The following is a 13,897-nucleotide window of genomic DNA, read 5'->3' on the forward strand; positions in this document are numbered from 1 at the left end:
AATACAATGAATTTACCAAATCTTATTACGGCATTAGTGAAAGCACAGAATGCCCATGACAGCACTGCATATGCAAACTGTTTTACCCCAGACGCCGTTGTCTTCGATGAGGGCAAAAATCATCGCGGCAGAAATGAGATCAAAGCGTGGACTGAAGAGGTGAACGAAAAATATCAGACTGTTATGGAACCCATTGGATATTCTGGTTCTGGTGAACTGGGTTTGTTAAGTGCCAGAATCTCTGGAACATTTGACGGCAGTCCTATTGTGTTTAAATACCATTTTGAATTTACTGATGGCCTGATCAAGTCTTTGAAAATATCTGACTGATTACCAACTCAATCTCTTCATATCTTTTTAAGTTTCACAAGGCATAATCGAATATTGAAATATAACACTGTGTTTGTATAGTGTTAGAGTTTCTTAGGAAAGTTATTAAAGGGGTTACAGGTTAATATCTGCAACCCTTCTTGTTAAATGACAAGCATTTCATGTAAATTTGATACAGTTGTAAGGTCAATATTTCATGGACAAAAGGAAACAAGCATTTGACCAGGCCGAATTGGAACTTTTAAGAGAAGGTCTAAAAAGAAGCTATAAAGAACGTTTTGAAATGGCTACGCGTTTGTATAAAATACAACAGAGCATGAGTAAGACCTCTATATTACATAAACCATTTATCTCTGGAAATGTTCCAGAAACCTTTCTGGCGCATGTTTTTTAAGCTTTGTGATGGAATTCGCTTTGATTTGCCTTATCCTTTCTCTGCTCAGATCATTGCATTCTGCAACTTCTTCCATGGACATCAGCCTGCTGCCATTTAGGCCAAATAGCGCTCCGATGATTCTTTTTTCCCTTTTTGTCAGAAAACCCAGGAGTTTATTCAGGTCAGCTTGTATGGACTGGCGGGTCATTTCTTCATCGGTAGCCTCAGCATTAGGGTCGGGAAGGAAGCTACAAAAATCCAGCTCGGTATCATGGCCCGTTTTTTCGTCAAGCGATTTGGTAATGGTGTTGCGGCCCAGGTGATCAATTACGGCCATTTCCTGCATTTCGGCTGCTTCGGCTATTTCCGCATTGGTTGGCTCTCTTTCCAGTAACTGTTCCAGCAGACTCTGATGGTTCCTGATCTTTTGAATGGCCAGTACCTGGTTCATCGGAACCCGGATCATTCTGGTATTTTCTGTCATGGCCAGCATGATCGCCTGTCTGATCCACCATACCGCATAGGAAATAAACTTAAATCCTTTGGTTTCATCAAATTTCCGGGCTGCATTCATCAATCCGATATTGCCTTCATTGATCAGGTCGCTCAGCGGTAGCCTCTGGCCCTGGTATTTCTTGGCTACCGAAACCACGAACCTGAGGTTTGCCCTGACCAGTTTATGCACTGCAGCCTGATCCCCTGCTTTTATCCTTCTGGCCAGCTGGACTTCCTCCTCAGGGCTGATGAGCGGTATTCTGCCAATATCCACTAAATACCTGTTCAGGGAATCCTCGTCCCGTTTGGTGTAGGCCTGTTCTATTCTGATCTCTCTCATCGCTGTTATCAGTTGTGAGTCAATGCCGGTTCTTCCCGTACAATGGATTCTTTCTGTTTTCTATTTTCAAAGGCGAAATCGCGCATTGCTTTAACCAGCACCTGGACGCTTTCCAGTGGCAGCGCATTGTAGAGGGAGGCCCTGAAGCCGCCAACTGTGCGGTAACCTTTGATGCTCACGATGTTCCTTTCTGCGGTAAACTTTAGGAACTCGTTTTCAAGTGACTGGTCATAAAGCTTAAAGGTTACATTCATCCTGGAACGGTGTGCAGGTTGGGCAAGACCATAAAAAAGCGGGTTCTGGTCCAGTTCGTTATATAAGAGCATGGCTTTTCGGATATTCTTCTGCTCAATTGCGATTACCCCTCCCTGGTCCTTTAGCCAAAGCAGGTTGAGCATAGTGGTGTAAATAGCAAAAACGGGTGGGGTATTATAAAGACTATTGTTGGTCTCAAAGATCCGGTAATCAGACATGCATGGGAGCGTATGGGATATACTTTCCATCAGCTGTTTTTTGATGATGATCATGGTCATTCCTGCTGGCCCCATATTTTTTTGTGCTCCTGCATAGATCAGGTCAAACTTGCGGATGTCGATCATCCTGGAGAAAATATCTGAGGACATGTCGCAGACTACAGGGATAGGCTGCTTGGTAAACTCGAACTGCTCGGTACCTTCAATGGTGTTGTTGGAAGTCAGGTGCAGGTAGGCGGCGTCGCGGGGAAGCTCAAAGTAGTCGGGAATATAATTATAGGCTTTGTCTTCTGAGGAGGCCACAATAACAGGTGTTCCGAAATGCCGGGCTTCTTTGATCGCTTTGCTGGCAAAATAACCAGTATCCAGGTAGGCTGCTTTTTTCCCTTGCAGTAAATTCATGGGGACCATGCTGAACTGTGTGCTAGCGCCTCCCTGCAAGAACAAAATGGCATAACTTTCGGGCACCTGTAATAATTCCCTGACCAGTAATTGTGCTTTACGGATGACGCTCTCAAACTCAGGGGAACGATGGGAGATTTCCAGTATGGAAAGGCCCATGTCGTTCCAGTCTATGATCGCCTCGGCTGCTTTTCGCAATACAGGTTCGGGCAGAATACATGGCCCCGCGCCGAAATTGTGTTTTTTATTTCCGTTCATTTTTGAAAAATTTGGTTGGTATTTCGGTTGTAAAGTTCTGTTATTTAGTGTTTTATTGGTATTGTGTTCGTGAATTTGGTAAATTTTACTGTTAAGGCGTATTCTTGCCTCATTTAATTCTGTATCAGCATGGGGAGCCTGTTTTAAGGAAACATTATTCTGTTTTTTTGTTTGTCGAGAGATGCGTACCGGGTACACTATGGGGTAGGAGTTTTGCTGGTTTTCAGCTGATTTTTACGTTCTACCAGATTTGGTGCCGTTTGTATACTTTTGGTCTTGAGGTCTGGCTTTGCTGAATTGCCGGATCCATACTAACCAAAAACTTATTATGAGGATGGAATCTTTTAAACCGGATCAAACTGATCTTGAGCTAATGAAACTGTTGCAGGCTGATGGTAGAATGCCTTTTAAGGAGCTTGCAGACCGGGTAGGCAAATCAATCAATCCGGTCACCGAACGGATCAGAAAATTAAAAACAGAGGGGTTTATCGGTTCTACGGTGGCTTTACTTGATCTGCAAAAGGTCGGCGGGACTTTTATTGCTTTTCCACATATTAACCTGACCAATCACCTGGAACATACCTTGACGATGTTTAAGGAACAAATGATCAGTTATACTGAGGTGATGGAGTGTTATCATCTGACCGGACATTATGATTTTATGCTCAAGGTGGTCCTGCCGAGTATGGCCGACTATGACCAGTTTCTGAAGCTGAAGATCAGTAATTTGCCTTATGTGGGGGGCGTACAGAGTTTTCTGGCATTGTCTGAGGTGAAAAGGACGACGGCCTATCCGTTTTTGTAATGACCTGTTTTAATGCCGACTAGCGGCTTTCATATAGATCCTGGATCAGATCAAAAGAGGCATTGTAGTAAAGCTTGCATTTTCCAGCACTTTTCTTGCCGCAATGTTTTTCCGGTTGATCCCTATTCCGACCCTGAAAATTCCCTGCGGAAGCAGCTCATCCATGAGTAGGGGGAGGATCTCGGTCATAATGTAATATCCACTGGCAAAGCCACTGAGGTAGAATTCAATAAAGAAAGGATAGCGATCTATTTGATAGTGGTCTTTTGCGACTTCCGGGGAAATCAGGTCGATCATACCATTGACGCTGTCCAATTCTTTATGGGTAGTAAACTACCCAACCACACTTTATGATGGATTGAGCTTCAGACATCAATAATGTACAGTACAACTATACCTATTGCATCTTTCGGGTAGATTTACGGCAACCCCAAGCAAAGCGATGTTTTGAACGGCATTAAAGTCCGCATCTATCACATCAACTTTTCAATTTTTATTTGTACACTTAAAAACCTTATTGGTTCTTTTACCAATATATCTGCAGCAGTTACAGGTTTGCAAAGTGTATCCAGGTTCTACAACGACCAGGTTAACACCATTCAAAAGACATTTTTGTAAACTAGAAGTAATAAAGCAATAATAATTCTGATGCTGGTCCTGCTGGGACACCTGGACGTCTCTGCCCAAAAAACCGCTTATATTTTTGCCTTTTATAGGGGAGAAAAGAAGATAATCGCGTATGATTACCCGATCTGGATTCAGTGAATAGTCCCGCCTAGGGTCCTGCTGCCGGATTGATTGCGGAAAACCGGCAACAGATCACCATGGGTTTAAAACTAACTATTCTGGTAGCGTTAGCTTACGACAACCTGTGTACTTCTGTTTAATTAACTATCCTTAGCTATAAAAGGGTGAAATCTCAAAAAATGATTGTCGTTTAATAATTTGATAGGTCTTTCTTTCGGTGAAGTTTTTGCCGAACATATCTGTTGCCTTAACTTCTATGGTATGTTCGCCTGGCGCCAATTCATTAGGTACAGTTCCTCTCCACAAATGTTTACTTTCCGCCGCTGCAGAAGGACGTCTGCCAGACAATAACGTTTCTGTATGGTCCCATTTATGCAATACACCTAGGAAAGCAGGATCATTTTCCTGAATATATTCCATCTTTTTCCATCGGCCATTATCCACCCGATAAATCACCTTGTCATTTTCTGAACCCATAAAGAAATTAGCATAAATTCCCGCAGAGGTTTTCTTATTATGTTCTACCACCTTTGGTGCAGAAATTTCAATTTGGTATGTCTTTTCTTTACCAGCAACCTTATAATCTACATCATACTGGTTACCTTTAAAATTAATAAAGGCATATCCTTTTGGCGTACCGTCACTCATTGTAGAAATGGGAATACCCTGCTCATTAAGTTCGCCAGAGTACCAGTTACCGGAGGTAGTCCCTACGTTATAATGATGGTGAGCTTTATCTTGTTTCCAGCCATCTTTGCTGGTAAAGAATATCTGTTTCTGGTTGTGTGTATGTGCTGAAAGTGACAAGGTGTTAGGGAAATCAGCTAAAAGATCAAAAAGGGCAATTCTATCTTCTTCTCTGAAGCCATTGTTATTTCCGGCCTCGCCCATAGGAATATGAAAAGCAAGAACAATTAATTTATCTTTAGGAACAAACTTCAGGTCATTTTTAACAAACTCGATCTGCTCTTTTCTAAAACCACCCCAATAGGATTTTCCGCCTCTTGGATCGGGATATAAGATATCATCCAAAACAATAAAATGCACCTTTCCATAATTAAAAGCATAGTCGGTAGGTCCAAAATGCGCTTCAAAGGATTCATCAGACATTTTATCATCTGTAACATCAAAATTAATATCATGGTTTCCCATCAAATTGTACCAGGGAATTCCAATTTTCTGAACCGCCTTAATATAAGGCTTAAAAAGATCAGGATTATTTCCTACCAAGTCGCCCATACTTAAACCGAAAGCAACATTTTTAATCCCTTCAACTTCCTTCACCACACCTTTATCAAAGTAGGCCACCTCTTCAATGCATATGATGCTGCCCTTCAGGTAAAGAAAGACGGCCAATATATGCTTCTTCCCAAGTACGCGGATTTATTCGATCCTTATAATAAAAGCAAGAACAATGAGGAATCCATTTTTGAGATACAATATAAACGCAATGCGGAGACCAATCAGAATTTTGTTGTTAATTCCTTTTACACCTGGTTTTTCCCGTTAGGTGATGCCAAAGGCGGAACTTATGGCGGGGTTAATTTTGGAACTACGCTTCTACAGTCATATCCTGAATATTATCCTTCGCAGTTGTTAGTGGATTTATATAAGCCCGAAGATCAAAGGAGAGAAGTTTCACTATCCTGGGGATTTAATGGGCAAACTTTTACAAAGGGCCCGATACCCGGTCGTCCCTGGTTTGGGCCCAAATTCTGGGATCTTACTGCAAATCGTACAAGTAGTGAAAAAAATCTATATTTCCTGAGGTATGCCGATGTAATTATGATTCTTGCAGAGACATCCAATGAACTGGGTAATTCTGAAGCGATTACTTATCTCAACATGATTGAAAAGAGAGCAGGCTTACCAGATTTGGACAATAATAAGGATCAGCAACAATTGAGAAGTTTTATTATGGATGAAAGAGCAAGAGAGTTCGTTGGGGAATTTCAAAGAAAGTGGGATCTGAGTCGCTGGAATAAATTGACTGACGCCATCGCTGCTATTTCTACTGAAAATGTGGAGGGCGCAAAAAATGTTAAACCTTATCATTCGCTCTTTCCAATTCCTTATAATGAAATCGTTAAAAACAGTAATCTTACACAAAACGAGGGATATAAATAAGGACAAAAGATCAAATAAATAAGATTTGTTTAAAAATGATGTTGTAAATGGGGATGGTGTAAGCTAACCCCATTTTTTGTCTGCATCTGGGAGCAGACGAAAACTCCCTTTGCTAAACTGTTTAAGTGACAAATCCATTGTTTTGGATTCTTTTTAGTTTCTTTTCCATGGGATGGTTGATTTAAGAGATTAGCCTATCTGTTGATTAAACAATCCTTTAGGCGGATTGTTTCTGATATAGGCTTTCGGTCTTGGCTTTTGAAGATTTAATTAACAGGTATTTATGGAGAGGAATAGCATAGTGGAAGGGGTGGTTGTGTTGCTGGTGATTTTGCTGGTCATTTTTTTGATCAGCCGCAATAGGAAGAATCAGAAAAAAATGGAGCAGGAGATCACCGAGTCGGAAATTAACCCGAAAAAACATGATGATAAACATGTTTAGTTCGATTTACTGATGCGGACTGGTTTGTACTTAAAGTGAGGTGTTTTAGCTATTTGCTTTGAAATACTATCTTTAACACGATAAAGATATGAATACTCTGATCGCGATTATTTTGTTTGGCGTTTTTCTCTTTCTTTCAGCGGTCCATGTGTATTGGGCTTTGGGTGGAAGGTGGGGAAGTGAGGCAGTTTTTCCAACTAAAGATGAAGAAACTAGGGGAGTCATGCCCGGTATTTTGCCGACACTGATTGTTGCCGCAGGTCTGTTTAGCTTTGGACTATTGGTGTTGATTAAAGGCAGCTTGCTAAAAGTACATTTACCGCAATGGTTAGACCATTACGGGCTTTGGCTGCTTTCGGGAATCTTTATACTCAGGGCGATTGGGGAGTTTAATTATGTAGGCTTTTTTAAGCGGTACCGCAAGACCGCTTTTGCAAGGAATGATACCAGGTTGTATTCACCTCTGAGCCTTTTGATTGGATTGCTGCTATTGCTTTTGCAGTGGTATAGCCAATGAGAAAGAGTTAGTTTCATGCCTTTTGCAAGGCCTACAGGTACAGCCTATTTGTCCATGAGTGCAATCCAGGTATGCACCATTTTTTCAAGCAGTTCCTTGTTTTCCCTCACCTGCTGCATGGAATAAAACTTGGCGTATACCTTTCCTTTGGTCGCGGTCTCCAGAAAGTCAGATTTGATATTCAATAGCTCGCCCTTGTGGAAGATTAGTGCGACATAGTTTTTGATCCTGGGGTTAAAAGTGGCCAGTTCTTCTTTATAGGCGAAGCTGGGGCCTCCCCATTTTACGTCTTCTTCGATTTTTGGATTGGCGTTTACAATTATGGAGCGTACTGCTTCCATTTCCGCTTTCAATGGGTGTTCGAGTTTAGCCATAAACTCTTCTACTTTTTTGGTATTGCTCATCATAATTAGTTTATTGTTTAAACAAATATCAAGATCTTTTTTGCTAACAAGGCGGGGTAGAAACGACAAAGTAAGGGGCAGATTGCGCCTGAGGGTAACACCGATAGACCCATTTCAAGTGTTGGATAACTCTTTTAATTGGGTACAACCCTTCTAATGTTCTACGTAATCCTTTTTGATCGGTACATCCAGCTTATCCAATATTCGATAAGTTCTCCGAAAATAATCGCATTGGAAATTTAAAAAGACCTTTAAAATCATCTGAAGGTCTTTTTATGCAGATAATTAAGCAGCGTTAAGTTTCTAATTTTCTTATCCTGAAGTTCCAACTTTAGGTGGATTTTGACCTATGTCAACGTTTCTTGAAAGGTTTTGCTGCAACATTGAATTTTAGTTACGCGATAGCAATAATGACAACGGTGCTAGAAGATTTAATACCGAAAATAACCGACCTGGATGAGGAGCAATTAGTAGCTGTGGTCTTCCTGCTTTAAAACATTAACGGTAGAGAAACATGATGATTTACTGGAAAGAGGCGTTAGCCAGCCGACTATTTTTTATCAATAAGGGATGCCTTAGATTATATTACAGCAGTGAGAATCATAGTCCAATCACACGGTTCATGGCATTTGAGCAGACTTTCCTAACGTCAAGTTTTATATCACGGGAGCCGTCTTCAGAATACATACAAGCAGCTGAAAAATCAGAATTATTAGTTATTTCTCATCATGACTTCTTTAACTTAGGTGAGACGATTCCTTCATGGGATAAAATGTATATCTACATTCTGGAGTACGGATTGACGGTGATCAATTCCAGATTGAACGGCCTACTCACCCAAAATGCTACTGGAGGTTATCGGGACTTGCTTAAAAGCAATCCTGGACTTATTCAGCGGTTATCAAAGATCAATTTAGCAGCCTATCTGGAGATATCGTCTGAAACGCTGGATAGATTGGAGTCGCAAATGTAGCGACGACAATAAATTATGCCGACAAAAAAGATATATAAATACCGGCGATTACTTAAAACTATTAAATAACAACGCCATAGCTCACCTTCACCTTGTCCATCACCACATGGGTATAAAAATGCTTAAGGTTAGGATTATCCATCAAGTGCGTTTTAGAAAAGGCTTCAAAATGACCCATATCCCTTGTATTGACGATCAACACAAAATCATAAGTACCCGTAACATAATAGCAGTGTGCAACCTCTGTACAGTTACGCATGGTAAGCTTAAATTTCTCAATGTCTTTTGAGCTACCCTCGTGCAATACTACATCCACGATACAAGTAATAGCCATTCCAATTGCTGAAGCCGAAATGATAGAAACATCTGCTTCAATAATTTTCTCGTTTCGCAACTTCGTTAGCCTTCGCTGTATCGCGCTTTGACTTAAACTGACCTGCATGCTGAGCTCATCTGCAGTTAACCTGTTGTTCTGTTGAAGTAGTCGCAGTAACTTCTTATCAAACTCATCAAGCATATGCATACTTTACCCATTTTTTTTATAAAAATAAATAATTTAATTGTACATCATTGAATTACGAAGAAATTAATCAGCGTGGCGCCGGTAATTTTGCGTTAAGAAAACTAATGATATGGAACAAATATTTACAGCATTGGCGCCCAAAGCCATCGGACCGTACACACAGGCCATACGAACAGGCAATTTATTGTATTGCTCCGGTCAAACGCCGATAGATCCTAATACTATGGAAATCGAAGCGGTCACTATCGAAGAACAAACCAAACGGGTTATTGATAACCTGGAAATCGTATTACAGGCCGCAGGCCTTACCTTGATCAATGTTGTAAAAACAAATGTATTTATAACGGACATGGCCTTGTTTCCTCAAATGAATGCGACGTATGCAGCGTGTTTTGGCAATCATCGCCCTGCCCGTAGCACGATCGCTGTAAAAGGTTTGCCTTATAACGCGATGGTGGAAATTGAATGTATTGCCGAATATAGTTAAGCATCAAAAATTAATACAATGAATACAAATAAACAGATTATATTACCTTCAAACAGTGCGTTCACAGCAGCAGAAGTTGAAAAGTTCAGGAAGGAAACGGCGGGAACAAAAAATGTCCTCCATTTAAATAATGCCGGTTCGGGGCTAATGCCTGATATCGTAACCCAGGTACAGCTTGACCATATTAAGCTGGAGTCTCAAATTGGTGGCTATGAAGCAGCTGCGCTAAGGGCATCAGCGATTCAAAACTTCTATACGCAAGCCGCAAAATTATTTAACTGTAAACCTTCCAATATTGCTTTTACGGCCAGCGCTACCGATGCCTATACAAGGGCCTTATCGTCCATCCCATTTGAACCGGGCGATGTTATACTAACGGATAACGATGATTTTGTATCGAACCAAATACAGTTTTTATCTCTGCAAAAAAGGTTGGGTGTTAAAATTGTCAGGATAGATAATGCAGCAATCGGCGGCGTTGATTTAAATGACCTAGAAGAAAAGTTAAAAAAATATAAACCAAGGCTTTTCGCTATCACCCACATCCCCACAAACTCTGGTCTGGTACAACCGGTTAAAGATATCGCCAAAATCTATCATGAATATATACAACAACACCAAGGCCAAACCTGGTATATTATAGATGCCTGCCAGTCAGCAGGACAAATGAAGTTAGATGTAGAAGAATTAAAATGCGATTTTTTGAGCGTTACCTGCCGGAAATTTCTGCGGGGGCCCCGTGGCACCGGCGCCTTGTATATTTCTGATAAAGCGTTGCATACCGGCTTAGAACCAATGTTTATTGATATGAGGGGTGCCGAGTGGAAAAGCAGGGATGAGTATCAACAACAACCCACAGCGATCAGGTACGAAGACTGGGAGTTTGCCTATTCGACGGTTTTAGGCACGGCTACGGCCATTGAGTATTGTCTCAATATTGGTGAAGATAAGATATGGCAACAGGTAAAATTGTTGTCAGCTAATCTAGCAGATCGGCTTTCCCAAATCGATAAAGTAACAGTACTTGATAAAGGGCCCGAAGTGGGTGGTTTAATAACTTTTCATGTAAAGGGTGGAAACCCCAAATTAATTGTTAGTGAGTTGCTCAAAAGAAAAATTAACGTGGTGCCTAGTTACAGGCAGTTTGGTATAATTGATTTTGATGAGAAGGGTGTTGAATGGGCAGTTAGGGCATCACCTCACTATTACAATACAATTGAAGAAATTGATTTTTTTACCGAAAGTATGAAAGAAATAATTTAAAACGTATTGGTCAATTTATGGACCCGAAGCGCTGAAGAACGATAATGTCGTAACTATTCCATGCCTTTGAAAATATGGATGGGAAACTCTTATTGCTGCAGAAATGGGCTATCCATACCATCTGCTCCAAAGCGTTCGCAATAAATAATATGATCTGTCACCTTTTTTGATCTTTTAAGTAATTGCTTAAACGCCTGTAAATAATTTATTTACAGGCGTTTTGTTTGGATGTCATAAGGTTTAACCTCCATACTCAATGCTACAATTTTCGTATGAGTGAGGGTGATACAATTATTGCTTAGCCAGCTTGTATAATTTACCGCTGTCTGTTGCTGCGTAAATAGCACCATCTTTACCGGTGGCTATGCAACGCCAGCGTTCATTTTTATCGGAAAGCAAACGTTCCTCACCTACAACTTTGTTGTTTTTTATGACCAAACGAATGATGTGTTGCCCACTTAGTGCCCCTATAAAGAGGTTGTTTTTCCACTCAGCGATGTTGCCGGTGTAAAACATCATGCAGCCCGGCGAGATAACGGGATCCCAATAGTAAACCGGCTGCACCGTACCTTCTTTCTGTTGTATACCATCGTAGACCTTTTCACCACTGTATTCAATGCCATAAGTCACGTAAGGCCAGCCGTAGTTGCCACCTGGTTTAATTAAATTAATTTCGTCGCCACCACGGGGGCCAAATTCTGTCTCCCAGAGGTCGCCGTTAACGGGGTTAATCGACAGGCCATCTGGATTACGCAATCCATAGGCATATATCTCTGGCTTAGCATTGGCCTGGCTTATAAACGGGTTACCGGCAACAGGTTTGCCGTCTTTAGTAATATGGATAATTTTACCGGTGGTCGCGTTTAGGTCCTGCGCCTTCGCGCGGATATCGTTCGATTGACGGTCACCAGAGCTGATGAAGATATTGCCTTGTTTATCAAACACCAAACGTGAACCAAACTGGCCGGCACCTTTAAAACGCGGGCTGGCTTCGAATATCACGCTCACGTTTTCCAGTTTTGTTTCATCTGCCGATAATTTACCTTTAGCTACAGCCAGGGTAGCTCCTTCGCCCGGCTGCGCGTAGGTCCAGTAAACCATGCGGTTTTTGGTAAAATCAGGGTCAATGTTCACATCCAGTAAACCACCTTGTCCCTGAAATTGTACTTCCGGGAAACCAGTAATGGTTTTATCAATTTTACCGGCAGTTGTCAATATTTGCATGGTTCCCGGTTTACTGCTGATCAGTAAACGGCCGTCGGGTAAAGCCTGCATACCCCAGGGGCCCTTTAGCTCGGTGCTGATGACTTTAGCGGTATACGGAGTTTTGGTTTTAACGCTGCCAATACGGGTTTGTCCTGCGAAGGCAGGTTTATAGTCGCTATTGGCCTTGTTTTTTTCAACCGGCTTGCCGGTTTGTGCCATGCTGGACGCATTTAACGATAGAAGGGCGATGCCTAGGGCTAGTGGTTTATAAAATTTTGAAAACATAATGCGATTTGGATTAATGCCAGGTAAGTTACAATCTTATAAGCTTAATGTTTGAATACAACGTGTTTTTTACAGTAGTCATAAGAAGACGACTGTAAATCATAAAATTTTTAGCGTTTAATTAGAATTAAGGCATTGAATTAGTTTTTTTGTACTTTCGTGTCTTATGCAAAGACAACTATTCACATATTATAGTTTAGCGATTGGAATGATTGCCTGATTCCGGGTGTCGTGTTTCTAAAGTCGCCAACTTGGTAGTTTCCGTATTGCCAAAGGTGATTTCTATGGAGCAAACCGTCCGGATGATAGAGAATTAAGCAATTTTATTTCATCATTTTAAATTATAAGTAGTGAATAACTTATCATTATACGGTTGGAACGACAGTCTGTTCCAACTCAAACAAACCTCACAATACAAACATCTTTTTCATGGTCGTGTTTCCGCAGTAAACAAAACCAATTATGAGGTGATTACCGAGGGGGGGCTGCTATTGTGCGAACTCACCGGTAATTTGCTTTATGGAAGGTCATTATTTGAACTTCCGTGTACAGGCGATTGGATTATTTTTCAGCCTTTTGACGACAACAAAGGAATAATTGTTGATATTTTACCGCGTAAACATACACTGTACCGAAGAAAGAGTGGTACAATATCCGACAGGCAAGCTATTGCATCCTATGTTGATAAGGCGTTTATTGTACAAAGCCTTGATGGCAATTTCAGCGTTCGCCGAACGGAGCGTTTTATGATTCAGGTATTAGAAGAAAATATTCAACCGATATTGATACTCACTAAATCCGATTTGGAGTTTAGCCGCCATCAGGTAGATGAATCGCTGAAACATATTGTCCACCAAATGCCAATATTTTTCACAAGTATTCTTTCTCCCGAAACAATACTTCCTGTGCGAAAATTTATCAAGCAAGGAGAATCGATTGTATTTGTGGGATCATCAGGGGTTGGGAAAAGTTCCTTAATCAATGCATTATGTGAACGGACAGTATTTTTTACATCTGAAATAAGCAAATCCTCAGGCAAAGGGCGACATACCTCAACCCGAAGAGAAATGGTTCTGATGGATGATAGTGGTATCTTAATAGATACGCCGGGCGTAAGAGAATTTGGTTTAGCCTCGGACAATCCTGAAGCACTGGCAGATATATTCGATGTTTCTGATTTTGCAGAATCCTGTCGTTTTGAGAATTGTACGCATGTCGATGAACCTGGCTGTGCAGTTGTCGAAGCTATAAACAACGGTTTTTTAGAATTTGAAGTGTACAACAGTTACCTCAAATTGCGAAAAGAAGCTTGGTATTTTTCTACTTCTGAACATGAAAAACGCAAAAGAGATAAGTATTTTGCTAGAGTTTCAGATGAAGCTAAGAGAATAAAAAAACGTTGATCTTCCTATTATTTAGTACGGGTGTTCCATTATTAAGTGGA

The 13,897-nt window shown here is 41.0% G+C and carries 18 protein-coding genes; 10 read left to right on the forward strand and 8 right to left on the reverse strand.

What is annotated here, in order from left to right; genetic code table 11:
• Positions 1-6 precede the first annotated feature (6 nt).
• Together AC6CH7_RS04110 and AC6CH7_RS04115 are read left to right on the forward strand one after the other, a co-directional pair.
• Positions 7-330, forward strand: a complete 324-nt coding sequence (locus AC6CH7_RS04110; RefSeq protein ID WP_498261469.1) for a nuclear transport factor 2 family protein — start codon at positions 7-9, stop codon at positions 328-330.
• Between the two features lie 196 nt (positions 331-526).
• Entirely contained in the window at positions 527-724 is a 198-nt protein-coding gene (locus tag AC6CH7_RS04115; protein ID WP_498261470.1) for a hypothetical protein, read from the forward strand.
• Here the strand turns inward: AC6CH7_RS04115 and AC6CH7_RS04120 are convergent.
• Both AC6CH7_RS04120 and serC read right to left on the reverse strand, forming a co-directional pair.
• Positions 678-1,541 carry a sigma-70 family RNA polymerase sigma factor gene (locus tag AC6CH7_RS04120; protein WP_498261471.1) on the reverse strand — a complete coding sequence of 288 codons (864 nt, stop codon included), beginning with the start codon at positions 1,539-1,541 and terminating at the stop codon, positions 678-680. The two genes, AC6CH7_RS04115 and AC6CH7_RS04120, sit on opposite strands and share 47 nt — an antisense overlap.
• 8 nt (positions 1,542-1,549) lie before the next feature.
• Positions 1,550-2,674, reverse strand: a complete 1,125-nt coding sequence (serC, locus tag AC6CH7_RS04125; protein WP_498261559.1) for a 3-phosphoserine/phosphohydroxythreonine transaminase — start codon at positions 2,672-2,674, stop codon at positions 1,550-1,552.
• A 334-nt stretch (positions 2,675-3,008) separates the two neighbouring features.
• Between serC and AC6CH7_RS04130 the strand changes: the two genes are divergently transcribed.
• Positions 3,009-3,479 (forward strand): Lrp/AsnC family transcriptional regulator, encoded by a 471-nt coding sequence (locus tag AC6CH7_RS04130; protein WP_498261472.1) that lies wholly within the window; start codon positions 3,009-3,011, stop codon positions 3,477-3,479.
• A 45-nt stretch (positions 3,480-3,524) separates the two neighbouring features.
• Here the strand turns inward: AC6CH7_RS04130 and AC6CH7_RS04135 are convergent, their stop codons facing one another.
• From AC6CH7_RS04135 to AC6CH7_RS04145, 3 genes are all read right to left on the reverse strand, one after another.
• The gene (locus tag AC6CH7_RS04135; RefSeq protein ID WP_498261473.1) at positions 3,525-3,794 is read right to left on the reverse strand and encodes a hypothetical protein; all 270 of its coding nucleotides are present in this window, start codon (positions 3,792-3,794) and stop codon (positions 3,525-3,527) included.
• 171 nt (positions 3,795-3,965) lie between these two features.
• Complete coding sequence (locus AC6CH7_RS04140) at positions 3,966-4,148, reverse strand: zinc ribbon domain-containing protein (protein ID WP_498261560.1); 183 nt, start codon at positions 4,146-4,148, stop codon at positions 3,966-3,968.
• 228 nt (positions 4,149-4,376) lie between these two features.
• Positions 4,377-5,582: a calcineurin-like phosphoesterase C-terminal domain-containing protein gene (locus AC6CH7_RS04145; RefSeq protein ID WP_498261474.1), complete on the reverse strand. Its 1,206-nt coding sequence runs from the start codon at positions 5,580-5,582 to the stop codon at positions 4,377-4,379.
• A 3-nt stretch (positions 5,583-5,585) separates the two neighbouring features.
• Here AC6CH7_RS04145 and AC6CH7_RS04150 point away from each other — a divergent pair, with 3 nt between their 5' ends.
• The 3 genes from AC6CH7_RS04150 (at position 5,586) to AC6CH7_RS04160 (ending at position 7,312) form a co-directional block, all read left to right on the forward strand.
• A complete protein-coding gene (locus tag AC6CH7_RS04150; protein WP_498261475.1) occupies positions 5,586-6,353 on the forward strand; it encodes a RagB/SusD family nutrient uptake outer membrane protein in 768 nt (255 codons plus the stop codon).
• Positions 6,354-6,636: 283 nt separating this feature from the next.
• Positions 6,637-6,795: a hypothetical protein gene (locus AC6CH7_RS04155; RefSeq protein ID WP_498261476.1), complete on the forward strand. Its 159-nt coding sequence runs from the start codon at positions 6,637-6,639 to the stop codon at positions 6,793-6,795.
• 88 nt (positions 6,796-6,883) lie between these two features.
• Complete coding sequence (locus tag AC6CH7_RS04160) at positions 6,884-7,312, forward strand: DUF3995 domain-containing protein (RefSeq protein WP_498261477.1); 429 nt, start codon at positions 6,884-6,886, stop codon at positions 7,310-7,312.
• 44 nt (positions 7,313-7,356) lie between these two features.
• On the opposite strand, the gene AC6CH7_RS04165 is transcribed toward AC6CH7_RS04160, so the two are convergent.
• Positions 7,357-7,719, reverse strand: a complete 363-nt coding sequence (locus AC6CH7_RS04165; protein ID WP_498261478.1) for a DUF1801 domain-containing protein — start codon at positions 7,717-7,719, stop codon at positions 7,357-7,359.
• A gap of 511 nt (positions 7,720-8,230) precedes the next feature.
• On the opposite strand from AC6CH7_RS04165, the gene AC6CH7_RS04170 reads away from it, so the two are divergent.
• Entirely contained in the window at positions 8,231-8,689 is a 459-nt protein-coding gene (locus AC6CH7_RS04170; RefSeq protein WP_498261479.1) for a Crp/Fnr family transcriptional regulator, read from the forward strand.
• Between the two features lie 61 nt (positions 8,690-8,750).
• On the opposite strand, the gene AC6CH7_RS04175 is transcribed toward AC6CH7_RS04170, so the two are convergent.
• Complete coding sequence (locus AC6CH7_RS04175) at positions 8,751-9,212, reverse strand: Lrp/AsnC family transcriptional regulator (protein ID WP_498261480.1); 462 nt, start codon at positions 9,210-9,212, stop codon at positions 8,751-8,753.
• A gap of 109 nt (positions 9,213-9,321) precedes the next feature.
• On the opposite strand from AC6CH7_RS04175, the gene AC6CH7_RS04180 reads away from it, so the two are divergent.
• Positions 9,322-9,699: a Rid family detoxifying hydrolase gene (locus AC6CH7_RS04180; protein WP_498261481.1), complete on the forward strand. Its 378-nt coding sequence runs from the start codon at positions 9,322-9,324 to the stop codon at positions 9,697-9,699.
• A gap of 18 nt (positions 9,700-9,717) precedes the next feature.
• Positions 9,718-10,962: an aminotransferase class V-fold PLP-dependent enzyme gene (locus AC6CH7_RS04185; protein WP_498261482.1), complete on the forward strand. Its 1,245-nt coding sequence runs from the start codon at positions 9,718-9,720 to the stop codon at positions 10,960-10,962.
• Between the two features lie 291 nt (positions 10,963-11,253).
• Here AC6CH7_RS04185 and AC6CH7_RS04190 read toward each other — a convergent pair whose 3' ends face one another.
• Entirely contained in the window at positions 11,254-12,453 is a 1,200-nt protein-coding gene (locus tag AC6CH7_RS04190; protein WP_498261483.1) for a PQQ-dependent sugar dehydrogenase, read from the reverse strand.
• Positions 12,454-12,803: 350 nt separating this feature from the next.
• On the opposite strand from AC6CH7_RS04190, the gene rsgA reads away from it, so the two are divergent.
• Positions 12,804-13,856, forward strand: coding sequence for a ribosome small subunit-dependent GTPase A (gene rsgA, locus AC6CH7_RS04195; protein ID WP_498261484.1), 1,053 nt, complete (start codon positions 12,804-12,806; stop codon positions 13,854-13,856).
• The last annotated feature ends 41 nt before the right edge of the window (positions 13,857-13,897 follow it).

The sequence above is a fragment of the Pedobacter sp. GQ55 genome, assembly GCF_059758925.1.

What these genes read in the sequence shown, in the direction of transcription:
- AC6CH7_RS04110 (WP_498261469.1), top strand. Translation starts at nt 7, where the DNA reads ATGAATTTACCAAATCTTATTACGGCATTAGTGAAAGCACAGAATGCC.
- AC6CH7_RS04115 (WP_498261470.1), top strand. Translation starts at nt 527, where the DNA reads ATGGACAAAAGGAAACAAGCATTTGACCAGGCCGAATTGGAACTTTTA.
- AC6CH7_RS04120 (WP_498261471.1), bottom strand. Translation starts at nt 1,541, where the DNA reads ATGAGAGAGATCAGAATAGAACAGGCCTACACCAAACGGGACGAGGAT.
- serC (WP_498261559.1), bottom strand. Translation starts at nt 2,674, where the DNA reads ATGAACGGAAATAAAAAACACAATTTCGGCGCGGGGCCATGTATTCTG.
- AC6CH7_RS04130 (WP_498261472.1), top strand. Translation starts at nt 3,009, where the DNA reads ATGGAATCTTTTAAACCGGATCAAACTGATCTTGAGCTAATGAAACTG.
- AC6CH7_RS04150 (WP_498261475.1), top strand. Translation starts at nt 5,586, where the DNA reads ATGCTTCTTCCCAAGTACGCGGATTTATTCGATCCTTATAATAAAAGC.
- AC6CH7_RS04155 (WP_498261476.1), top strand. Translation starts at nt 6,637, where the DNA reads ATGGAGAGGAATAGCATAGTGGAAGGGGTGGTTGTGTTGCTGGTGATT.
- AC6CH7_RS04160 (WP_498261477.1), top strand. Translation starts at nt 6,884, where the DNA reads ATGAATACTCTGATCGCGATTATTTTGTTTGGCGTTTTTCTCTTTCTT.
- AC6CH7_RS04165 (WP_498261478.1), bottom strand. Translation starts at nt 7,719, where the DNA reads ATGATGAGCAATACCAAAAAAGTAGAAGAGTTTATGGCTAAACTCGAA.
- AC6CH7_RS04170 (WP_498261479.1), top strand. Translation starts at nt 8,231, where the DNA reads ATGATGATTTACTGGAAAGAGGCGTTAGCCAGCCGACTATTTTTTATC.
- AC6CH7_RS04175 (WP_498261480.1), bottom strand. Translation starts at nt 9,212, where the DNA reads ATGCATATGCTTGATGAGTTTGATAAGAAGTTACTGCGACTACTTCAA.
- AC6CH7_RS04180 (WP_498261481.1), top strand. Translation starts at nt 9,322, where the DNA reads ATGGAACAAATATTTACAGCATTGGCGCCCAAAGCCATCGGACCGTAC.
- AC6CH7_RS04185 (WP_498261482.1), top strand. Translation starts at nt 9,718, where the DNA reads ATGAATACAAATAAACAGATTATATTACCTTCAAACAGTGCGTTCACA.
- AC6CH7_RS04190 (WP_498261483.1), bottom strand. Translation starts at nt 12,453, where the DNA reads ATGTTTTCAAAATTTTATAAACCACTAGCCCTAGGCATCGCCCTTCTA.